The sequence below is a fragment of the Hymenobacter lucidus genome, assembly GCF_020447265.1.
GTDB lineage: Bacteria > Bacteroidota > Bacteroidia > Cytophagales > Hymenobacteraceae > Hymenobacter > Hymenobacter lucidus.
This window is the reverse complement of record NZ_JAJADR010000001.1, coordinates 938,606-960,844: the sequence shown is the minus strand read 5'-3', so window position 1 is coordinate 960,844 and position 22,239 is coordinate 938,606. Positions and strand designations below refer to the sequence as shown.

Sequence of the window (22,239 nt, the reverse complement as noted above, 5' to 3'; positions counted from 1 at the left end):
AAATGCCAAAAGCCTCACCAGCAAGGGCAAGGCTTTTGAAAAAGGCGCTGATTTGGCCGCTAGGCCGCGTCGGAGCGGGTGTTGTGCAGCAGGTGCTGCCGGCAATACTTTTCGGCGTCGAGCAGGGTGGGCACGATGGGCACGCTCAAAGAAGGCGCCAGACTGGCCAGCTCCTGCCGGGCATCGTCGCTGAGGTGGCACAGCACCAGGTTCATGCCGTGCTTGCTGAGCTTGTGGTAATAGTAGGTGAGCAGCTCGGCCGCATCGGAAGGCAGGTGGTGCAGGTGGCTGCAGTCAACCCACACACTGGACTTGCCGCTGCGGGCAGCCCGGCTCAGGGCCCGGTCCAGGGCGTCGTCCTCCGGATCGGTGTCGGTGGGTACATCATCGGCCAGAATCAGAAGGTAGCTCTCCGGCAGAATCTCACGATAAACTTCCATGGCAAGGTTCAAGAATAGTTGGCGGGTTTTTGTCAAAGAGGGGCAGGCAGGGCGGAAAGCGGAAGCAGCCGAGCGGCTCTTCGGCAGGTAGCTGCACGCCAGTTGTGGCCAGGCGCAGTACTACCGGGTAGTGGTATATGCATACGTTTACGCAGCAAAATCGGCCAGCTGCCGAAGGTATTATTTTCGCTCGTAATACACTCATTACTAAATAAATAGTTTCAAAATTACAAGCACACTATGATAAGTACAATTAGGTCAAACGGGCCGCAGCAGCGGCGTTTAACGGCCTGCTTCGGTCCCGCAGTCAGGGCTTTTCCAGCTTTGCGGCTGTAATAGCGCCCTCGGGCCCATTGTCGAACCGACTACTACAAGATGATTTTACTATATAGGCTAGCCTCCAAATTGCCTCAAAACACAAACACCCGTTAGTTTCCCAACGGGTGTTTACCATAAGTCCGCAAGAAGCCAAGCACTTAGTAAAGAATATCGTCGATGGGCTCCAGACGCGTGGGCAGCTGGGTTTCGCCCAGCATTTCGCGCAGGTCAATTTCGATGGTGCGGCACAAAGCCGTCATGGGTACGTCGTTCATCTGGTTGTCGAACGGATTCTCGCTGGTGTGGCCCACGATTTCAATCGTGTTGAACACCCACGACACCAGTACCGAAAACGGAATGGTCAGCCAGACGTGGTCGGGGCCCAGCTTGGAAAACTCGCCCAGCAAACCTAAGGGCAGCAAGGCAATGAACAACCACACGAATACGTAGCTGAAGAAGGCGTACTGGCGCGGAAACGGCGTATTCTTGATTCGCTCACAGCCGCCCTGCAGCGTGTAGAGCTGCTCAATGGTTTCGACCATCGACACGTGCTGGAAGTCGTTGAGCAGGCCTCGCTCCTCGCGCAGAATCCGCAGCTCGGCACTTTGCTGACGCAGCAGATGCGTGGGCGGGTTCTGCTTGCGGCGCATTATTTCCGACTCTTCCGGGTCCAGAAAAGGGGCAACCTGCTCGTCCCAGAGCTCGGGCTGGCGGCGCAGCTGCAGGCGCAGAGCGTTGCACCAGGCAATATGACGATACACCAGCTGGCGGTGGCGGTGGCTCAGCTCATGGGCGCTGGCAGCCGGAGCCTGCACGTTGGGCGCATCCACAATCGAGGTCACGAATTCCAGCGCCTTGATGGCCCAGGTGCGGCTGGCGTTTACGATGCCACCCCACAGCTGCCGGCCTTCCCAAAACCGGTCGTAGGAGCCGTTGTTTTTGAAGCCGATATAGAACGATACCGCAATACCCAGCGTAGCCACGGGCTGCCACGGAATGGCAATGAAGTGCAGCCCTGCCACCGAATAGAGCGTGCAAAGCAGCAGTGAGTAGAGGGTAAAGAGCAGTACGCTGCGCCAGGCGTATTTCCAGATTACGCGCCAACGAAGATTTTCCCGGATGTACACAAGCGGTGAGTTAGTGAATTAGTGAATTAGTGAGTTTTTGTTTTGCCCCGGCCGAACTCTCACTTTATTGCGCACTACGGTGCCGGTTATTGCTTACGCAAGCTCCGCCGGAGCGTTGAAGGGCATGACTGAGCACAAGACAGAACGTCAAACTCACCTTTCCACCATCTCACAACTTCACTTCAATGCCCATTAGCTGCATGAGCTTACTGGCGTTGAACTCGCGGCAGGGGCCGGGCGTGAGGTGGTAGTCGAAGCGGATTTCGTCGCCCTCGATGGTGCTGTTGAAGCTGTAGTTGGTTACGGAATCGGGCAGCTCGTCGGTCATGGCGGCCAGCTCCAGGTCGTGGGTGCTGACCAGGCCGCTGGCCGGGCGCTGGTGCAGCTGCCGGATCAGGGCTTCGGCGCCGCGGTGCCGGTCGCGGGAGTTGGTGCCTTTCAGGATTTCGTCGAGCAGATAAAACACGGGCTGGCCGGCGGCCGTCAGCTCCAGCAGCAGGCGCAGGCGCTTGAGCTCAGCGTAGAACGAAGACGTGCTTTCCGAAAGGTTGTCCTGGGTGCGCATGGCGGTGTATACCTGCGCGGGAGCCAGCCGCAGCGCCCGGGCGCACACCGCGGCCCCGGCCTGGGCCAGCACCATATTCAGGCCTACAGTACGCAGAAACGTGCTTTTGCCCGACATGTTGGAGCCCGTAATGATACCCGTTTGCCCCGCTCCCACCGTGCTGAAGTCGTTGGTGATGCGCTGCCGGGTGAAAATCAGCGGGTGGCCCAGCCCGGCGGCCGTTACTTCCAGCGGCGTGCTGCTCAGCTCGGGCACGGCATACGTGGGGTTGGCCGTCTGAAACCCGGCTAAGCTCACCAGCGCCTCCAGTTCGGCTCCTACTTCCAGCATGGCGTCGAGCTGCCCGCCGAGGCGGGTTTTCCAACGTTCCAGCAGCCACATACAGCCCAGGTCCCAGAGCAGAATGTTGTTGAAGATGGCCGCTACTACCGGACTTTCCCGCATCGAAAACAGTCCCGTGATGCGCGAGAGTTGCCCAATGAATACTGAGGCCGTTTCCGGGCCCTGGCCTGCGTGTAGCGTGGCGTGCAGCTGGCGCAGGTGGGGTGCTTTCCACTGCCGGCCTTCAAACCAAGCCAGCTGGTCGCGGTAGGCGCGCAGCGCGTCACGCATCGAGCTGCTGTGCTGGAAATACTCGGCCCGGGCCTGCCGAAACATAGCGTTCAGGCTGCCCAGCACCAGCACGGCTACCAGCACCGGCTTGGCCGAGTAGCCCAGCAGCCATAGCACCACGCTGGCCACGGCTAGGGGCGGCAAAATCAGCAGCAGGGCCTTGAGCCACGCCTTGCCCCGGAAAAAATCGGGCTGGCGCAGCCATTCGGTGAAGCGGCGCGGGTCGGTGTCCTGCTTAGGGTAGTGCTTGGCGCGGGCTTGCCACTCCTGCTGCCAGGCCACATCGGGCGCCAGCTCGGCTACGGCCTGCTGCCGCAGCTGCACCACTTCCGGCGCCGAAGCCGCCAGCAGCCAGCCGGCCAGCCAGTCGTGGCCCAGGCGGGAGGTAGCGCGGTTCAGGAGCTGGTACAACGAGTGCGGACCGAACACGTCGAGGTCGGCGGTGTAAGGATGAGCGGCGTCGAGGTAACGGGTGCCGGGGTCGAAGCCGGTGAGCTTGCCCTCGAGCCGGGTTAGCTCCTCCTGGTTGAGCTGAGCCAGTAGCCGGTAATGCTCCCGCTGGTAGCCCACAGCGCTGTGCCAGCGCACCAACAGCAGGAATACCGCGTAGGCTACGGCTACTACAGCAAAAGCGGCCGGCAGCTCGTTCCGCGAAAACAGCCACCACACGGCTGCTATGCTGGCCCCAAACGCTACCACCCGCACCCAGGCTACGGCACGGTGCCGGCTAGTGTAGTAACGCTCCTGGGCCGTGTGAGCCGCCAGGTTTTCGGTGAACAGCTCGGCCGGAGCAACGGTAAGCGGACGGAGGACGGAGGATACGGGCACGACGCAAAAGAGGGTGAGCGTGTCAAAAGTAACACTCTCACCCTCCCCGTTCGGTATTATTGGTTACGCCCCGGCTTAGTGCTCAAACCGCACCGCCAAGTAGAAATTCCGACCGGCCGCGTTGATGCCCGAAGCAAATGGCCGGTAGCTCTGGTCCAGAATGTTTTCCAGGCCCGACTGCACGCTCCAGCCCTTCGTTACCTGATAAGTGGTGCGCAGGTTGAAGGTTTGCCAGCCTAAAGCGCCCACCGGCGTGTTCTGAATCAGGTTATCTTCGCCCGAGGGGCTATAGTCGGCCACGCCCTTGCGGCCGTTGAACAGCATCGAGGCCTCAGCCGTGAGCTTCCGGTCTTTGTACGTAATGGCACCCCGGCCGTAAATGGGCGGAATGTGGTCCAGGGGTACGTCGGTACTCAGCACGCGGCCGTTGGTGTAGGTGGCCGTAGCCTGGGCGCTCCAGTGGTTGAACAGCGCCGCGTTGAAGCGGCCACTCACGCCGTAGATGCGGGCCTTGTTGGCGTTGGTATTGGCTACCGTCGTGAAGTTTTGCCCATTATACACGGTAGTAGTCGAGCCGTCGGGGGCCGTGAAGGGGCGCACCACAATGGCGTCGGTCAGGGTGCTGTAGAAGCCCGTAACAGCCACGTGCAGCTTGCCTTCGATGGTATTCGAGAGTTCCGCTTCGCGGTAGAAAATCTGCTCGGGCTTCAGGTTGGGGTTGGGCACGATGAGCGTGCCGTTGTTTTGCTCGAAGGTCTTGCTCACGTCGTCCAGGTTGGGGTTGCGGAAGCCTGTCGACAGCAGTCCGCTCACCCGGAAGCCGGCCGGCAGCATCCAGACCAAGCCCAGGTTGCCGTTCAGCGACGACGACTCCTGGTCGGAGTTCAGCAAACTGGATTTGAAGAACTCGGGGTTGAAATTGGCTTTCAGCTGCACCGCGCTAAAGCGCAGCCCGTCGGACAAGATCAGCTGAGGCGTAATTTCCCAGTTGTGCGAAGCGTACACGCCCTGGGTGGCGTAGGTCGAGCCGTTGGGGTAGCGCGTGGCAATACCAGTGGAAGCCCCAGTGTCGATGTTGACGCGGCGGCCCGTGCTTTCCACTTTGTTGTGGGTAGCCTCGGCCCCGTAGCGCAGCTCGTGCTTGCCGATTTGCTTAAACAAGTCCAGGTTGAGGGAGCCAATCTTCACTTCCTCCAGGTTTTCGTCGCGGTTTACGTTGCCAAAGGCCCGCGACAACCGGCTTTCGTTTACCTTCTGCACGGCGGGCGTCAGGCGCACCATGTCGAAGAAGCGCGTGGGGCGCGAGTACTGAAACTGGTAGCTGGCAAAAAACCTCTTTTCCGGGCCGTAGTTCCACTCGGCAAAGCGCAGGTTGCCGTTGCGGTACTCCTGCAGCCGGTCGTAGCGCGGCACGTCGGAAGTGGTAGAATACTGCACGTTCAGGGTGTGTTGCTGGGTGGCGCTGGGCCGGTACAGAAACTTTTGCAGCACGCTCAGCTGCCGGTAGCCCGACTGCCGCTGAATGTTCACGTTGTCGTTCGGCACCACCACGTCCTTGCCGTCCTGCCGCTCTACGTAGCGCAGGTTTTCGCCGAAGCTAGGGAACGACTTGTAGGGGCGGCGGCCCTTGCGCAGGTCGTCGAAGTCGGAGGCGGTGATGCTGGTGAGAGACCCAAATTTCTCCCAGCCCAGGCTGATGTCGGTGTGGGCCGTTTTTTCCTTGGCCGCCGTGCCGTAGCGCAGTAGGTTGTTGGTGTGTACCCGCGGCTGGGTGGCCGAGGTGCTGTCGGCCAACAGCGGGTTTTTGGTCAGAATGCTGATAACGCCGCCCAGCGCGTCGGTGCCGTATAGCACCGAGCCCGCACCGCTGAGCACTTCAATCCGGTCCATGACGTTGGCATCGGTGCTGAGAATGTTCTGCAAATGACCGGCTCGGTAAATGGCGTTGTTCATCCGCACGCCGTCTACTACGAGCAGAATCTTGTTGGCCTCGAAGCCCCGAATAACCGGGCTGCCGCCACCAAACTGCGACTTCTGCACGAATACCTGCCCAGTGTTAATCAAGGCGTCGGCGGTAGTCATTGGGTTCTGCAGCCGGATCTGGGCGGCCCGCAGCACGTCAATCTGCTGGGGAATGTCGGCCTTGCGCTCCTGCACCCGGTTGGCCGATACCACCACTTCGCTCAGGCCAATAACCCGGAGCGTATCGGGTTGGGAATTCTGAGCCTGGGCTTGCTCGAAACCAAACAAAGTGGCAAATAGGAAGGGTATCGTTTTTTTCATCGGTCTTAAAGATAAAAAGATAACATGTCAGTTTTTAACGGCCTTCGCCCACTACGGCAATGCACTTGAGCTCAATGGCAATGGGCGTGGGCAGACAGTTGATTTCGACCGTAGTGCGGCAGGGCTGGTTGGACTGAAAATACTCGGCGTAGAGCCGGTTGTAGGTGGCAAAGTCGTCCTTCATGTTGGTCAGGAATACCGTCACGTCCACTAGGTCTTCCCAGCGCGAGCCGGCCTCTTCCAGAATGTAGCGCACGTTCTGGAACACGGCGTGGCACTGGCTTTCGAAGTCGTAGCGCACCACGGTATTCGTGGCTGACAGCTCGACGCCGGGAATGGCTTTCTGGCCGCGCTGCCGGGGCCCCACGCCCGACAAAAACAGCAGATTGCCCACGCGGCGGGCGTGCGGGTAGAGGCCTACGGGCTCCGGAGCCCGGGAAGAATTATGCGCGGTAGAGGTTTCGTCAGGTTGCATACCGTCAAAACTACCGAATTCGGCCGCAATGCGTAGGAGAATTGTCCGTTCTTGCACTGGTGCGGTTGTTGCCTCCTGGCTGAGCTGCACCGCTTCTAACCCCCGATTCGTATGCGCTCCACCTTCCGCCGCTTTTCGCTGCTCCTGGCCCTGAGCACCGCTGCCCTCACCGCCGCCCAGGCCCAGCAGAAATTGAAATATCCCAAACAGCAGGCCGACCAGATCTACGACGCCGTGGCCAAGCCCGCCGTGCCGGCCGGTGGCCTGCAGGCCTACGCCAACTACCTCGAGAAAAACCAGCAGTACCCCACCGCCGCTCTACAAGCCGGCCGGGATGGTACCGTGGAAGTATCGTTCGTGGTGGAAAAGTCGGGCAGCGTGTCGAATGTGGTAGCCAAAACGCCCCTCGACCCGGCCCTTGATGCCGAAGCCATTCGCCTCATCAAAGCCGGCCCCAAATGGACCCCGGCCGAAAATAAGGGTGCCAAAGTACGGCAGCGCATCACCATCCCCATCAGTTTCCGCCTGCCCCTGGGCGCCGGCGGCCCCGCCCCGGCCACGGGCATGAACGACGAGTCGCAGCCCGAAAAGAAGGACGGTCCTACCATCGTGAAAGCCGAGCAGCCTGCCCGCCCCGTGGGCGGCACCGACGCCTTCTTCGAATGGATCCAGAAAAACCAGCGCTACCCGGCCCTGGCCCGCAAAAAGAACATTCAGGGTAAGGTGTTGGTTGAGTTCATGGTGCAGAAAGACGGCTCCCTGACCGACGTAAAGCTGGTGAAGCGCCTCGGCGCCGGCCTCGACGAGGAAGCCCTGCGCCTGATCAAAGCCGCGCCCAAATGGGAACCGGCTACTTACAAAGGCGAGCCGGTGAAGCAAAAAATGGTGCTGCCGGTGCTTTTCACACTGCTCTAGGTGCATCCATCCCGCTTTTAGCGACGGAGCGGCAAAATATCCGGCGGCGCTATTCGTCCAGTAACTAAGCTAGCACGCTGCTCAATGCCATTCTCTGCCACCGGGTGCATCCGGCGGCAGTGCCAGCTTCCCAAATTCCGCTCCTGCTTTCTTCCTTTCACCTGCTTTCTATTCCTATGCTGGCTCCGCTACCCGTATTATCTGCCCCGCCGGTTGCTCCTATTCCCGCGCCGCCGGTTTCCGGTCCGCTCACTATCTGGCCCTATCAGGCGCGGTTTCAGCAGGCGGCCCAGGCCATGGCCGACGGCATTTTCTCGGCCCTCGACGACGACCTCGACCCGCAAGTCACGCTCATCGGCATTCCCGTGGGGCAGGGCAGTGCCGAAGAGGTAGTGTGCCTGGAGCCCGCCGACTGCGGCCTCGACTTCCGGCATTTCGGCGAAGTGCTGCACCGGGGCCAGGAGTTGCAGAGCGCCTACGCCTGGGCCCCGGCCGACCGTGACCAGCTGACGGAAGAAATGATTCGGCGGCGCTACCAGGGTGTGGGCCTGCGCATGGCCACCCAAGAGGCGCTGGAGGCCGTGGGGGGCAAAAACCAATACTTCGCCGGCTGGCCTATTACGGTGGGGCGGTTCCACGTCATCACGGTGCTGCAGCTCAACCGCAAGGCCCTGCGCGGCAACCCCACCCTGCACCCCGACCGCTACTACACCGATGGCAAGCCGCTGGCCCCGTCGCTGGTGCTGGCCGCCGTGCTGCGCTTTCAGGAAGAATGCGTGAAGGCCCTCAACGAGCCCGAGCCCGGCTCAGGCATGCTGGTGCGCCCCCGCGAAACCGACGAGCTGGTGCGGGCCGCCGGCAAGCTGCTGATGGATACGCCCGCCCAGGCTCTGGGTATTCATCCGTCCACGGCTAAGCTATTTGCTACCTGCAATACTATTTCCTCGCTACGCTACGAGGGTGCCGAGGGCATCGGCAAGCTGCTGCTGGCCCGCCGCCGCCACCCCAACCTGGAGGAGGTATTTGCCCTCACCTGCCCCACCCCGCTCACCGACTACCGGGCCGTGCGTAAGCTGCTCGAAATGACCACGCCTGATGTGAGCCTGCTGGCCGACGGTGAAAATGTGTACGCCCTGGGCCGCCTGGTGGGCACCTACGACGCCAGCCGCGAAGACCTGTTCATGATCAACTTTGTGACGCACTATGCCTGGGAGTTTCAGCACGATGGCAGGGTACTGATGCGCAGCCACTACGGCCAGCCCAGCCTGCCCCGGCCGCGCCTGAATCGGGTGCAGTTCCGCAAAGACCTGCGCCGCATCTTCGACCTCACGGCCCCCGAAAAAGTGGAGCGCCTTTGGGATGTGGTAGTGGAAGCCAGCCGCCAGAAGCACGGCACACTGGTCGTCGTGACCACCGAAGCCCTGGCCGAAGCCGACCGGCTTAAGCTGCAGTGTACCCTCATTGAGCCCGTACCTCTCACCCCGCTCATCACCCGCCTGGTCACGGCCATTGATGGCGCGGTGCTCGTCGACCCGGATTCCTACTGCTACTCCATCGGCGTCATTCTCGACGGCAAGGCCTCGGGCCACGGTACCAGCACCCGCGGAGCCCGCTACAACTCGGCCATCCGTTATGTCGAAAGCAGCCCGTATCCGTGCATGGCCATTGTGGTCAGTGAAGACGGCCTGGTGGATGTCATTACGAAAGACAATCTGGCGGAGCGGGAATAGGTTTTTTAATGTGCTAATGTGGGGAATGTGCTGATGTGCTAATGCCCAACGTGTCATTGCGAGGCACGAAGCAATCCGTCCTCTGCTAGTGACCAACGCTCTTTTACCAGAAAGCCCTTTATTCCAGCTGGAGTAAAGGGCTTTTCACTTTAGAGGGTTCAGCACATTTCAGAGGACGGATTGCTTCGTGCCTCCTCGCAATGACACGTTGGGCATTAGCACATCAGCACATTCAACCACATTAGCACCTGAGCACATTATTTTTTCGCCCGAAACGACCAGGTGATGCGGAATACGGCCACTGTGTCGCCGGCTTCATCCGTGCCGGTGCTGGTGCACACCACGGTGCGGCCCTCGCCGGTGGCGCGGCTTTCGGCCACGGCCTGGGCAATGCGCAGGCCGTCTTCGCTGGTGAAGGCAATCAGGCCCACGGCTTTCTTGCTAAACTCCGCTTCCAAGCCCACCACCAGCATCGACACCGGCCCGCCGTTGCTGGTATTCATCATCGAGAGCACGCCGCTGGCCATTTCGGCGGCCATGCTCAGGCAGGCGAAGTAGATGCTGCGAAACGGATTCTTGGTCAGGTACTTAAACGGCACCGTGACAGTAGCCCGCTCCGGCGTGATTTCCCGGATGCGCAAGCCCGCCAGGTAAGCCATGGGCAGGCTGCGCAGCATAAACAGACGCAGCTTCAGCGGGTTGGAAATGGTACGGCGAAAGGCTGCGGCCTGGGGCGTATCAACCGGGACGGGCACAAACTGGGACATGGCAAAGCGGGCTGGATAAGAGATGCAATGAACAAAAATTATTCGGCATGCCGAGCATTATCCCGGATTATCTGCTCTACCTGGCTCAAACCAAAATGCTCTGTTCTCCAGGGAAAGTAAGGCGTTTGCCCGCCCCAATCTACTTCATGCTCGATACTGAGCTTGCGGGACACGACGGCAAACGGAGGGACGAAGACCCTACCAAGGCCCATAGGTATAGCTTCGCAGCAAGCTAAGAATACTAAAACAGGCCAGATTAGCTCAAATACGGGCAGCAGCGGCTTGCTTAAAATACTGCCGGGGCAGGCGGCTTATTGTTTGCCTGCCCTTTTTTCCGGCTCTGCGGCCCGGCTTTTCTTCGGTTTGGCCGGCGCCAGCGGGTATATCGACAGCTCGTTATAAGTCGAAACCGGGTCCGGTTCCCGGCGGAAATCCAGCTCCTCCAGCACCCCGATAACCAGCTCGGCAGTGGTATACACAATGTTGCCATCCAGCAGGTGCCCGCCCACGGTGCGCCCCGTCGAGTCCGACACGGCCAGGTGTAGGTGGCTGCCATTCACCGACAGCGTGCCGACCAACGACACAATTTCGAAGTGGCCCTTGTACACCGTCGGGCCGCTCTGGTTGGCCAGGCGTAGCGTGGTAGTCGTCAGGCTGCCCACGCACGTAACGATGGCAGCGGCCTTGAGCTGGTGCTCCTGGGTGAAGGCGGTGAGCTGCTGGCGCAAATCCTGGCCGGGCCGCAGCCGCAGGGCGTAGGAGCGCATGGGAGAGGCAAGGGCAGGAACGGCGGGCATAGTAGATTGTTGGGCAAAGGCAGCCGATACGCTCAGCCCCAGAAACAGCAGAAAACAGGCAATACGCTTCATAATCGGGCAAAAAACCGACCGACAGTCCCGGAATAACAGCTTCCGACCCGTCGAACCGGTGCCAAGAATACGCAATAAAAAAGAGCCGGTGCAAACCGGCTCTTTTCCAGAAAGTCAATCCTACTGCTGGGCTAGCGGTTGAACCGCACGTCGCTGTAGCGCACCTTGATGTTCACGTTGGCCGGGCTCCGCACCGATACGGCCCCAAACTGCCCCTGCATATCACTCGACGACGGACTGTTTTCCTCCGAGGCTACCTTCACCAGGCGCTTATCAAGCAGGAGCTTGCCATGCTGGGTATTCACGTCGAAGTTGAAGCCGGCCCCGTCGGGGAAGTTGAGCATAATCGTGCTGAAGCCCCCGTCCACGTTGATCTGCCGGAAGTTGCGGCCGGTATTGCGCACCTCAAACGAGGGGCAGTACTGCACCGTCATATCCAGCCGCTCACTGATTTTGTCGATGCTGAAGCGGGAGTAGCCCGACGTGCCGCGCAGGTTGCGCACGGTGCCCAGGGCCACGTCGCCGTACTTGCTGTGCACTGTCAGGTCCTGCACTGTGCCCACGTCGATGTCGGAGTAGTTGTTGCGCAAATCCACGGTCTGGCCCGCGTCGAGGCGCAGCTTGGAGTAGGAAGCGTCGATGCTGGCGCGGCGGGCGTAGGTAATGGCGCCCTGGCCGTTGCCCACGCGCAGCAGATTCTGGGGGCCGTCGAGGCGGGCTACGCGCAAGGTGCCATACTCCACGGCCAGCTCCGTCGAGCCCGTTAGGTCATTCGGAATGCTGATGTCACCGAAGGTATTGTACACGCGCAACTGAGTGTTTTTGGGCAGCCACACGGTGTAGTTTACTTCGTAAAGCTTGGTGCGGCTCCAGCACTCCCGGGGCATGGCCCCGAACTTCGAGCGGAACGAAATGCCCCCAGTAGCGGCATCCGCATCGGTCATCTGCACCTGAATCATATCCAGCAGCTGCTGAGCTTTTTCCTCGTTGTCGGCCCGGGTGATGATTTCCACGTCGGTCCGGACTTCGTTGCGGCTCCAGGTATTGATCTGGACGCGGCCGTAGCGGGTTTCCAGGTTGTAGGGCCGGTTGGCTACGACGGCGTAAGTGCGGCTCAGCTTACGGTTTTTCTCCACGGCCGGCGTTGGGCCGTTGGCTTCATCCTGGGGGCCCTGCTGTGGCCCTTGAGCCCCATTCTGGCCATTTTGCCCAAGCAGCTCGGGCTCGGGCATGGTTTCGTAGCGGTGCAGGAAAGCCTCGGTTTCGGGGCTCACCATATAACTGTACTCGGCCCCGGCAACCGTTACGGCCTGCGCGAAGCTATTCGGCAGCCCGGCCAGCAGGCCCGCAGCCACCAGCAGATAGCGCCAGGTATTCAGCGAGGTTATTGGGTTGATTTTCATGGATTGCGGCGGCTGTCGGCCACCGTATTGGGCGTGGCATTGTACTCTTTCATCCGCTCCTGCAGGCGCAGCTGCTGGTTGAGGATGTCCAGCCGGATCTGCATGTTGCGGTTCATGGCTTCCAGTACCACGTCGGGCTCGGGGTTGCGGTAAAGCTCGGTTTTGAGTTGATTATAGGTCGAGTCCAGCGTGGCCAGCTCCCGGTTCCAGTCGGCGCCGGGGGCGGTGGCGGCCGGCACGTTCAGGTTGCTGATTTCGGTGCGCTTCTCCCCAATCTGGGTGGCGTAGTAGTCTTCCATGCGGGCCACGGCCACTGCCAGGCGCTTCTGCGGATTGGCAGCGGCAATGCCCACGGTGGAAGCACCGAAGTCGGCGGCATCCGTGTTGACGGTTTCCTCGGGCTGGCTCAGCACCAAGGGTGCTGAGGCGGTACGCGTCCAAGGCAGCGGCTGTGTATTCTTCGACCAGATGGCCCCGATGCCGGCCAGCACCAGCAGCGCAATGGCGGCGGCCATGCCGTAGTGGAAGCGGCGGGGCCGCACAATGATTTCAGGCGCGGTTTCTTCCGCCGGCTGCAGCTTCACGATGCGCAAAGGAGCTTCTTCCTGCTCAGCAGCCACGGGGGCCGTGCTCAGGTCACGCTCAATGGCATCCCACAAGTCCGGACGGGGCTCGAAGGCGTCGAAGTCGGCGCGGTGCCGCTCAACGAAATCCTCAAGGCCGTTTTTCTTCTCTTTCATACAGGTGGTTATTCGCACGTTTCGCCCCTAGGGTAGTGGCAGGCCGGAGCCGGGTGGGTAGCAGCCCGCCACAACTATTGCTTGATACGTTGATTGATTACAAACCGTGTTGCCGGGCCAGTTCCAGCAGCTTCTTACGCGCCCGGCTATACTGAGATTTCGACGTCGATTCGGTGATACCCAGAATGCCGGCAATTTCAGCGTGGTCGTAGCCTTCCAGCAGGTAGAGCGACAATACTACGCGGTAGCCGTCGGGTAGCTCCTGCACGCAGCGCCGCACCACGTCGGCCCGCCAGCCCAGCTCTTCGGCGTCGTATTCGCCGCCTTCGGGCTCAGGACCCGCCGAGTCGTGCTGGTCGGCCAGGGGCACCAACTGCAAGCGCCGGTTGCGCAGGCAGTTGATGCTCTTGTTGATGACAATGCGCTTGAGCCAGCTACCAAACGAGGAGTCGCCCTTGTAGCTGTGCAGCTCGCGGAACGCACTCAGAAACGACTCCTGGAGCACGTCCTCCGCCTCAGCATAGTCGCCGGTGATGCGCAGCGAGGCGTTGAACATCGCCTTGGCATACCGTTTATAAATCTCGGCTTGGGCCCGCCGGTCGCCCAGGCGGCAGCGCTCCACCAGCGGGGCGTTGATGTCAGTGTACGCAAATGCCTCCATATGCTGTTCGGTTGGTGGAAAGGTAGAATCAGAAGGATTGTAAATATCCACCTTTCCGGGCTAAGCTGCTAGTGATGACGGGTAAGCAGCAGAAAGACAACCCCGAGGCCCGAAAGTTGCACGCCGCTCCGGAAGTTGTGGCCCGCGCCCCGCTTCCTTACCTTGCGCCCTACTCTACTTAGTAGTTGTTAACCCGATTCATGAAGAAATCAATCCTGGCGCTGGCGCTTTTATTGCCCCTGGCCTTTGGCTGCAAAAAAGACAACGATACGGAAGCCTCCATCGACTTCGGCGCGGGCGAGGGAGTGTCGTACCGCGACTTCAGCAACCGTCCCATGGCCTTCACCGACCCCACCGACTGGACCTCCGACGGGCAGTGGAAAGACCGCGAAAAGGCGCTGTTTACTTTTGATGTACCCGTAAACCTGGATGGAGCCCAGTTGGGTGGCGTAACCAACATGAGCGTCTATCCCAACCCGATTGCGCCCGGCTCAGATGGTATTTTTCACTTCAATTCAGCACATGCAGGTCGCGCTAAGCTGATATGGGTCGACAAAAACTACCATGTTCTAAACAGTAATGACTTCGCCTTCACTGCAGGTGGGTCGTTGCAAGTGAAGTACGAGTTTCAGGAGGCTACTTTCCCTAAGGAACAGAAGTACCGCCTCTACTACGTGCTCTACAAAGCCGACGGCACGCTCATCTACAAAGGCCACGGCGACGTGCACATTCATCAGCAGTAAGCTGATCTACTGTCTCACAAGAAAGGCCCGTCCGGATATCCGGACGGGCCTTTTTAGGTGAATGTAGCAAAGAACTACCTACACGTCGAACTTGATGCCCTGGGCCAGCGGGAGCTGGTCGGAGTAGTTGATGGTGTTGGTCTGACGGCGCATATACACTTTCCAGGCGTCGGAGCCGGACTCACGGCCGCCGCCGGTTTCCTTCTCGCCGCCGAAAGCCCCGCCGATTTCGGCACCCGAGGTGCCGATGTTCACGTTGGCAATACCACAGTCGGAGCCGGTCTGGGCCAGGAAGGCTTCGGCCTCACGCATGTTCAGGGTGAAGATGCTCGACGAGAGGCCCTGCTTCACGCCGTTCTGCAGCGCAATGGCTGCTTCCACGTCGCCCGAATACTTAATCAGGTACAAGATGGGCGCAAAGGTTTCTTCCTGCACGGTGTGGTACTCGTTGCGGGCTTCTACCAGCGCGGGCGTCACATAAGTGCCCGTTTCGTACCCCGCGCCTTCCAGCACCTGGCCGCCGGTGAGCAGCGTACCGCCTTCGGCCTGCACGGCCGCCAGGGCATTGGTGAAGCCTTCCACGGCCTGCTTATCGATGAGCGGGCCCACGAGGTTGCCGTCCTGCAGGGGGTTGCCGATAGGCAGCTTGGGGTAGATGCTCAGCAGCCGGCCTTTCACGTCCTCGTAAATAGAATCGTGGATGATGAGGCGGCGCGTGGTGGTGCAGCGCTGCCCGGCCGTGCCCACGGCCCCGAAGACCACGGCGCGCATGGCCATGTCGAGGTCGGCGTGCTTAGTGAGAATAATGGCGTTGTTGCCGCCCAACTCCAGCAAAGCGCGGCCCAGGCGGGCACCTACTACCTCGCCTACCTTCTTGCCCATGCGGGTGCTGCCCGTAGCCGATACCAGCGGCACGCGGGTATCAGCGGCCATGGCAGCCCCCACTTCAGGCCCGCCAATGATGACGTTGAAGATACCCTCGGGCAGCTCATTCTCGCGCAGCACGTCCTTGATGATGTGCTGCACGGCCACGGCTACCAGCGGGGTTTTCTCCGAGGGCTTCCAGATGTTCACGTCGCCGCACACGGCAGCCAGCATGGCGTTCCAGCTCCACACGGCCACCGGGAAGTTGAAGGCCGAGATGGTGCCTACGATACCCAGCGGGTGATACTGGTCGTACATGCGGTGGGCGGGCCGCTCGGAGTGCATTGTGAAGCCGTGCAGCTGGCGCGAAAGGCCTACGGCAAAGTCGCAGATATCAATCATTTCCTGCACTTCGCCCAGGCCTTCTTGCAGGATCTTGCCCATCTCGTAGCTCACCAGCTTGCCCAGGGGCTCCTTGTACTCGCGCAGCTTGTTGCCGATCTGGCGCACGATTTCGCCCCGCTTGGGCGCGGGCATCAGCCGCCAGGTTTTGAAGGCTTCCTGGGCGGTTTTTACTACCGTGTCGTAGTCGGCCTCGGTGGCCATGGCTACGGCGGCAATGCGGCGGCCGTCGGTGGGCGAGCTGATGGTTTTCAGGTTCTGGCCGGCCCCGCCCCACTGCAGACCGGTGCTGTAGGCGGCGTTTTCGGCCTCAATGCCCAGCTCCTGCAATACCTGCTGGATACCGTGTGGGTCGTGTTCCTGCACGTCGGTGCCGGTGGCGGTGGCTTCTTCGAGGGCCTGTTTCATATTAGAGAAAGGTTGGATGGGAGGTTCTTGTTGGGTGGAAAGGTACCAAGCCGTAAAGCTAGCAAATCGGCGCGGGCCGGGCGGCATCTTTCCGGCCAATGTCGCTCTACCGGAGCTGTGGAGGTTTTTCCTAACTAGACCACGAAAAAGCCCCGCCAGATACCTGGCGGGGCTTTTGTAACTATTCAAACGTAGTGGCAGCTTATTCGGCCTGCCCGATGGGGTAGTAGGCTTTGCGGCCGTCGGGATACACGCCTTCGACCAGCGCGCCCTGGTTTTCCTTGGCGGCTTCGAGGTACTGCTGCACGTCCTGGGGCTTGCTCACCTTGCTCTTGTCGATGCGGGTGATGATGAAGCCGTCGTCGATGCCGGTTTCCTTGAAGTTGGAGCCCTTGATGCCGCTGATTTTAGCGCCGCCTTCGAGGCCCAGCTTGCTCAGTTCCTGTTTGCTCACCGGGGCCAGCGTAGCGCCTTCGTACTTGATGGACTTGGCCACTTCCTCCCGGATGATGTCGGTGGTACCGGTGGAGTTGCGCAGGGTGGCCGTTACGGTCTTGGTGTCGTTGCCGCGCAGCAGGGCCACCTTGATTTTGTCGCCGGGGCGGAAGCGGGCTACCTGCTCCTGCAACTGCGAAGACGTGTTCACCTTCACTCCGTTGATTTCGGTGATGATGTCGCCTTCCTTGATGCCGGCATCGGCCGCCGAGCTGTTTTTGCTCAGGCCCATGACGTACACGCCATTCAGGCTGCTCAGCTTTTTCTCCGAGGCCAGCGTAGCGTCCACCTCCCGGATGTTTACCCCGAGCAGGGCACGCTGCACTACCTTATACTTCAGCAAGTCGTCGATTACCTTGCTGACGATGCTGCTGGGCACGGCGAAGGAATAGCCCTCGAAAGCGCCCGAGCGCGAAGCAATTGCCGAGTTGATGCCAATCAGGTCACCGTTCAGGTTGACCAGGGCCCCGCCCGAGTTGCCGGGGTTTACTACGGCATCGGTCTGCAGAAACGACTCGATACCCATGTTATCCTCGCGGCGCAGGATATTGATGTTGCGGCCCTTAGCCGAGATGATACCGGCCGTCACGGTAGAGTTCAGGTTGAAAGGGTTGCCCACGGCCAGTACCCACTCCCCTACCTTCACGTTGTCGGAGTTGCCGTAGCGCACGAAGGGTAGGCTGGTGGCATCCACTTTGAGCAGGGCCAGGTCGGTATTGGGGTCGGCACCAACAAGCGTGGCGCTGTACTTGCGCTTGTCGTCGAGCACTACCTCAATCTTATCTGCCTTGTCGATAACGTGGTTATTGGTCACGATATAGCCGTTGGCGGCAATAATAACGCCCGAACCGGAGCCCATCTGCGGCCCTTGCTGGGGGGCATGATACTGGTCATAGTCGTCGCCGAAGAACTGGCGCAGAAACGGGTCCATCCGCTGGCCGCCGTTGCTGCTCATCTTCGGCGCGTACTCGGTCATGACGTGAACCACGGCGGGCGTCACCGAGGAGGCCGCCGCCACGAAGTTGAGGCCCTCGGGCACCACGTAGCTGCTATTTCGCAGCTCACTGGTGTAACGCACGTTGGGGTCAGCCGCTACTACCTGGTTGGCATTGCCTGGCGCAGGCTCCAGCAGCTTATACCCACCCACCGCCACGCCACCGCCCAGAATGGCGGAACCGAGCAGGCCGAGCATCATTTGTTTTGCTTGCATGGGTAATAAAAAGATGGTTTAGAAAAAGAAACGAATGAAAATACCAGCGGTAAAATGAGGCCCGGGTGAACCCCTATCCCACTAACGCAGAAGATGCGCGCGGTGGTATGAGGGTTGCACGAGCCGCTTTTTATCTACAACACTTGCGCCAACAAAAAAGACACCACGCCGGGTGTCTTTTTTGCAGACTGCGAGGCGCTTACTGAATCTCAATCTGATGTTTCGTCACCTTCTTGCTGTCAAAAGGCAGCTTCAGGCGCAATACACCGTCGGTAAGCTGGGCCTCAATAGCGGTTACGTCAACCGAATCAGGCAGACGGAACGACCGGGTGAAGGTGCCGTAGGCGGTTTCCAAGCGGCGGAACTTCAGGCCGTTTCCCTCGGCTACCGGGGCTTTACGCTCTCCGCTAATTACGAGATTCCCGTCCTGAAAGTCAATCTTGACGTTCTCTTTCGCTACGCCGGGCACGGCTAAATGCAGTTCGAAGCCTTGCTCCGATTCGAGGATGTCGGCCAAAGGCACGAAGGTCTGGCTAGGCTCGGTAGTGGCCGGCAGCGTGTCGCGCAGCAGCTCGTTGAGGACTTTATTGAAAGCGCGGGCGGGACGCAGGGCAGGCTGGTTGTTATACAGAATAGTGGCCATTGTGGTAAGAAGTAGAGTTGAAGTTGAGTGCAGTACCGGTTTCGGTACACCCCTACTCTATAAATTCTGTACCACTCGGCGAAGACGTCTATTTTAATGACAAAAAGTCTTATTTTACAATACACACTTTACCACTACGCACGTCTCAACTGTAATCTATTCAGCCCAAACCACTAAAACGGCGATTATAGCGAAAATCAGTAGCCGACATTTTGACACAAAACATACCAGTAAGGCTGGTGTGCCTCAGTGCTGGGTGGGCAGCTGCCGCCGCTCAAACTCGGCTTTGCCCCGGAAAATGGTGTAGCGTAGGTCGAGGCCCACCACGGGCGTCACAGAATTAAAGCTGCCACCCGGCACCACCACATTGCCATCGATATCGGTTTGCTCCAGCACGAAGCGGTAGGCCGTACTGGCCGCCACCCAGGGCGTCAGGTCGAAGTGCGGCGACACCACGATACCTAGGTCGGCGCGGAGGCTGCCGAAGTCGAGTACCCGCTCCTTGGGCTCGGTTTCTTCCCGCTGGAAGCGCAGGTAGGCCAGGGCTTCGTAGGCCAGGCGGGGGCGCAGCATAAGCTTGCCCACCGGCACCAGCCGGTCTACGTCGAGGCGCAGGCGGGCTAGGGCACGGCCATCCACCAACTCATCGGCCGGCAGGGTATACTCCACACCCAGGCGCTGCCGGAAATTGAACTGGCCGATAGTATTCCAATGGCGCACAAACAGCTCCGGCGTCACGTCGACATTGAGCCGCTGCACGTCGCTGCCGTTGCGGTACACAGTGTAGGCTGCACCGCGCAGGGAAGCCCCCCCACTCCATTGCGGGCTCCAGAACCGCTCGTAGGCTACCTGCAGCCCAAGCTGGTTGAGCTGGGTGCCGTCGAAGCCGCCGGTGCGCGTGGGACCCTGCAGGCTCAGCAGCAGGTAGTCGTCGGCACGCAGGGCGTATTCGGCCTGCAGCTCGGGCAGCAACAGCGTATTGTTGACGGCGCGGCGCTGGGCCTGAGCAGCTGGGCCACTCAGCAGAAAAGCAGCCAGGGCGGCTACGGGAAAGAGGTGTTTCATAAAGAGCAGCCCGAAGCCGCGTAATAATTCTTGTTGATGAGATATAAGCGGGACCCGATTGGCAGCTATTTACCGGCCGGCGTGGCGGCCAGCTCCTGCAGCGTGAGCCAGGCCATTAGGCCCGGGCCTACTTCCAGAGCCTTGGGGTCAATGTCGAAAGTGGGCGTGTGTACGGAGGAGGCATTGCGGCCGTCTTCGCTGCGGGTACCCAGGCGGTAGAAGCAGGCGTCGGCCTGTTGGGAGTAGTAGGCAAAATCCTCGGCGGCCATCCACTGGTCCAGCACCACCACGTTGTCGGGGCCCAGGTAGGCGGCGGCGGCGGCGTGGATGCGGGCCGTCAGTTCGGGCTCGTTTTCCAGGTACGGGTAGCCATAGCGGATTTCCAGCTCGGCCGTGGCCCCCATCGACTCGGCCAGGCCTTCCACCAGCTTGCGCAAATGGCCATGGGCTTCGCGGCGCCACTCCTCGTTCAGCGTCCGGAAGGTGCCTTCGATGAACACCTCGTTGGGAATAACGTTGGTAGCGCCGTTGGCAATGACCTTCCCGAACGACAGCACCGAAGGCAGCTTGGGGCTGGCCCGCCGGCTCACGATCTGCTGGGCTGCCACAATGATGTGGGCCGCCACCAGCACGGGGTCAAGGTTCTGCTCGGGCATGGCGCCGTGGCCGCCTTTGCCGCGCACGGTCAGGTAAAGCTCGTCGGTGCTGGCCATGTAGCGCCCGGGCCGCATCCCGACCTTGCCGGCTGGCAGCATCGGAAATACGTGCTGGCCCAATACGCTGGCCGGCACGGGGTTTTCGAGCACGCCTTCCTTAATCATGAGAGAGGCCCCACCGGGCAGCAGCTCTTCGCCGGGCTGAAAAATGAGCTTCACGGTACCCTCAAACTCGTGGCGCAGCTGCGTCAGAATACGGGCCGTACCCAGCAGCGACGACGTGTGCACATCGTGGCCGCAGGCGTGCATCACCCCGGGGTTGGTCGATTTGTAGGGCACCTCGTTTTGCTCCTGAATGGGCAGCGCGTCCATGTCGGCGCGCAGGGCCACGGTGCGCGCCGCCGGGTTGCGGCCCTCAATGAGAGCTACCACGCCAGTATTGGCCATGGCCTGGGGCTGGAGGCCCATCTGGCGCAGCTGCTCGGTAACGAAAGCCGCCGTGTTTACTTCGGCGAAGGAAAGCTCGGGGTGGGCGTGCAGGTGCTGGCGCACGGCCACCGTAGCCGCCGCCCCTTCGGCCGCCAGCGTTTTTATCTTCTGAATCGTGGCTTGGGCAGCGTCCATGGATTTCGCGGGTTAATCAGTAGGTATCTAAGCGCACCACCTGGCGGGCAGCAGGCAAAAGTAAGCCCCAAACGCCGATGACCAACCGCCCGGGGCAGCTGGTCATCAAAAGGCACTATACAACCGGGCAAACGGGCGCGGGAAGCGGCTGGCGCGCCAGCCCGGTCAAAAGTTAGTAGGCCGTCTTGTTGAGTACTACCTGGGCGGGCTCCAAGTCGGCTTTCGGGGCCAGGGGCCGGATGCGCAGCATGGCTTGCTCGGCTTCCAGGCGAGTGAGGTAGTCGCCAATCCAGAGGCGGAATACGGGCTGCTTAAAGGTCAGGTAGTCGGTTTCCTCGGGGTAGCGGCTGATGATGGCGCGCCGAATAGCCATGGCTTGCTCGCGCTCTAGCCCCACGTAAGCCAGAATACGGAAACCCTGGGCATATTTCACGTTCTGGTTGGTGTACGACTGGTCGCGCAGCCGCTGCTCAATCTGGGGGTTGACGTGGCTGGTGGGCACCACCGGCTGGCGGCTGACGGGCGCGGCCGGCACGGCGGCAGTTTTGGGCGGCGTGAAAACCGGCCGGAAGCGGCTCAAATCGTCGGGGGCAGCCTGAGTGGCGGGCTTACGGGCGGTGTCGGGGGCGGCTACGGTGCTGGCCGGGGCCGATGCGGCACAGGCCGCCAGCGACAAAAAAGCGGAGAACAGCAGCACGTTACGAACTAGGTGTATCATTTTCTTCCAGCAAAGCTAGGCTATTTGAAGAACCCAGCCGGTCGGCACCGGCCATTACCAGCGCCAGGGCCGCCGTGCGGGTGCGGATGCCGCCGGCGGCCTTGATACGCATATGGGCCGGCAAGTGGCGGCGCATCAGGGCAATATCTTCCACCGAAGCGCCCCGGCTGGCGAAGCCGGTGGAGGTTTTCACGAAGTCGGCCCCGGCTGATTCGCAAAGGTGGCAGGCCGTAATAATCTCGTCTTCCGTGAGTAGGGCGGTTTCGATGATGACCTTCAGAATGGCTTTCTTGACGTGGCAGAGCTCGGCCAGCTGCCCGATTTCGTCCTGCACCTCCGTTAGCCGCCCCGACTTAAACGCGGCCACGTTTATCACCATGTCGATTTCGGTGGCGCCGTCGGCTAGGGCCTGGTGAGTTTCGAAAAACTTGACCTTGGTAATCTGGTAGCCCAGCGGGAAGCCCACTACGGTGCACACCGGCACACCGGAGCCCAGCAGCCGCTCGGCCGCGAAGCGCACGTAGCAGGGCGGCACGCACACGGAGGCAAAATGGGCCTGGGCGGCTTCCTGGCAGAGCTGGGCAATCTGGGTTTCGGTGGCGTCGGGCCGCAGCAGCGTGTGGTCGATGCGGGCGGCTAAGCCATTGGTAGAGGTTTGACTCATAGGGTGGTGGGCTA

At 60.7% G+C, this 22,239-nt stretch carries 20 protein-coding genes; 3 read left to right on the top strand and 17 right to left on the bottom strand.

What is annotated here, in order from left to right; all coding sequences use genetic code 11:
* Positions 1-59 precede the first annotated feature (59 nt).
* The 5 genes from LGH74_RS04090 to LGH74_RS04070 all read right to left on the bottom strand — a co-directional run bounded on the left by LGH74_RS04090 (position 60) and on the right by LGH74_RS04070 (position 6,648).
* On the bottom strand, positions 60-440 hold the full coding sequence (locus LGH74_RS04090; RefSeq protein WP_226172351.1) for an STAS domain-containing protein: 381 nt from the start codon (positions 438-440) through the stop codon (positions 60-62).
* Between the two features lie 476 nt (positions 441-916).
* On the bottom strand, positions 917-1,885 hold the full coding sequence (locus LGH74_RS04085; RefSeq protein ID WP_226172349.1) for a bestrophin family protein: 969 nt from the start codon (positions 1,883-1,885) through the stop codon (positions 917-919).
* 169 nt (positions 1,886-2,054) lie between these two features.
* Complete coding sequence (locus LGH74_RS04080) at positions 2,055-3,890, bottom strand: MutS-related protein (RefSeq protein WP_226172346.1); 1,836 nt, start codon at positions 3,888-3,890, stop codon at positions 2,055-2,057.
* A gap of 75 nt (positions 3,891-3,965) precedes the next feature.
* A complete protein-coding gene (locus LGH74_RS04075) occupies positions 3,966-6,173 on the bottom strand; it encodes a TonB-dependent receptor (protein ID WP_226172343.1) in 2,208 nt (735 codons plus the stop codon).
* Positions 6,174-6,207: 34 nt separating this feature from the next.
* Positions 6,208-6,648 (bottom strand): RidA family protein, encoded by a 441-nt coding sequence (locus LGH74_RS04070; RefSeq protein WP_226172340.1) that lies wholly within the window; start codon positions 6,646-6,648, stop codon positions 6,208-6,210.
* Positions 6,649-6,759: 111 nt separating this feature from the next.
* On the opposite strand from LGH74_RS04070, the gene LGH74_RS04065 reads away from it, so the two are divergent.
* Both LGH74_RS04065 and LGH74_RS04060 read left to right on the top strand, forming a co-directional pair.
* Positions 6,760-7,563, top strand: a complete 804-nt coding sequence (locus tag LGH74_RS04065) for an energy transducer TonB (protein ID WP_226172338.1) — start codon at positions 6,760-6,762, stop codon at positions 7,561-7,563.
* Between the two features lie 176 nt (positions 7,564-7,739).
* Complete coding sequence (locus tag LGH74_RS04060; RefSeq protein WP_226172335.1) at positions 7,740-9,293, top strand: DNA integrity scanning protein DisA nucleotide-binding domain protein; 1,554 nt, start codon at positions 7,740-7,742, stop codon at positions 9,291-9,293.
* A gap of 257 nt (positions 9,294-9,550) precedes the next feature.
* Here LGH74_RS04060 and LGH74_RS04055 read toward each other — a convergent pair whose 3' ends face one another.
* The 5 genes from LGH74_RS04055 to LGH74_RS04035 form a co-directional block, all read right to left on the bottom strand.
* Positions 9,551-10,060: a DUF4442 domain-containing protein gene (locus LGH74_RS04055; protein ID WP_226172332.1), complete on the bottom strand. Its 510-nt coding sequence runs from the start codon at positions 10,058-10,060 to the stop codon at positions 9,551-9,553.
* A 311-nt stretch (positions 10,061-10,371) separates the two neighbouring features.
* A complete protein-coding gene (locus LGH74_RS04050; protein ID WP_226172329.1) occupies positions 10,372-10,929 on the bottom strand; it encodes a PPC domain-containing DNA-binding protein in 558 nt (185 codons plus the stop codon).
* A 131-nt stretch (positions 10,930-11,060) separates the two neighbouring features.
* Positions 11,061-12,332, bottom strand: coding sequence for a hypothetical protein (locus tag LGH74_RS04045; protein WP_226172326.1), 1,272 nt, complete (start codon positions 12,330-12,332; stop codon positions 11,061-11,063).
* Positions 12,329-13,072, bottom strand: a complete 744-nt coding sequence (locus LGH74_RS04040) for a hypothetical protein (protein ID WP_226172323.1) — start codon at positions 13,070-13,072, stop codon at positions 12,329-12,331. The genes LGH74_RS04045 and LGH74_RS04040 overlap by 4 nt, the downstream gene beginning before the upstream one ends.
* Before the next feature lie 97 nt (positions 13,073-13,169).
* Positions 13,170-13,733: an RNA polymerase sigma factor gene (locus tag LGH74_RS04035; RefSeq protein ID WP_226172320.1), complete on the bottom strand. Its 564-nt coding sequence runs from the start codon at positions 13,731-13,733 to the stop codon at positions 13,170-13,172.
* A gap of 200 nt (positions 13,734-13,933) precedes the next feature.
* Here LGH74_RS04035 and LGH74_RS04030 point away from each other — a divergent pair, with 200 nt between their 5' ends.
* Complete coding sequence (locus tag LGH74_RS04030) at positions 13,934-14,476, top strand: hypothetical protein (RefSeq protein WP_226172318.1); 543 nt, start codon at positions 13,934-13,936, stop codon at positions 14,474-14,476.
* Between the two features lie 78 nt (positions 14,477-14,554).
* Here the strand turns inward: LGH74_RS04030 and amaB are convergent, their stop codons facing one another.
* From amaB to deoC, 7 genes are all read right to left on the bottom strand, one after another.
* On the bottom strand, positions 14,555-16,150 hold the full coding sequence (amaB, locus tag LGH74_RS04025; RefSeq protein WP_226172315.1) for an L-piperidine-6-carboxylate dehydrogenase: 1,596 nt from the start codon (positions 16,148-16,150) through the stop codon (positions 14,555-14,557).
* 202 nt (positions 16,151-16,352) lie between these two features.
* The gene (locus LGH74_RS04020; RefSeq protein ID WP_226172304.1) at positions 16,353-17,855 is read right to left on the bottom strand and encodes a Do family serine endopeptidase; all 1,503 of its coding nucleotides are present in this window, start codon (positions 17,853-17,855) and stop codon (positions 16,353-16,355) included.
* A gap of 199 nt (positions 17,856-18,054) precedes the next feature.
* Positions 18,055-18,498, bottom strand: a complete 444-nt coding sequence (locus LGH74_RS04015; protein ID WP_226172301.1) for an Hsp20/alpha crystallin family protein — start codon at positions 18,496-18,498, stop codon at positions 18,055-18,057.
* 246 nt (positions 18,499-18,744) lie between these two features.
* Entirely contained in the window at positions 18,745-19,563 is an 819-nt protein-coding gene (locus tag LGH74_RS04010; protein WP_226172298.1) for a hypothetical protein, read from the bottom strand.
* 65 nt (positions 19,564-19,628) lie between these two features.
* Positions 19,629-20,843 (bottom strand): M20 metallopeptidase family protein, encoded by a 1,215-nt coding sequence (locus LGH74_RS04005; RefSeq protein WP_226172295.1) that lies wholly within the window; start codon positions 20,841-20,843, stop codon positions 19,629-19,631.
* A 172-nt stretch (positions 20,844-21,015) separates the two neighbouring features.
* A complete protein-coding gene (locus LGH74_RS04000) occupies positions 21,016-21,561 on the bottom strand; it encodes a sporulation protein (protein WP_226172292.1) in 546 nt (181 codons plus the stop codon).
* On the bottom strand, positions 21,542-22,225 hold the full coding sequence (deoC, locus tag LGH74_RS03995) for a deoxyribose-phosphate aldolase (protein ID WP_226172289.1): 684 nt from the start codon (positions 22,223-22,225) through the stop codon (positions 21,542-21,544). Before deoC ends, LGH74_RS04000 begins: the two co-directional genes overlap by 20 nt.
* Between the last annotated feature and the right edge of the window lie 14 nt (positions 22,226-22,239).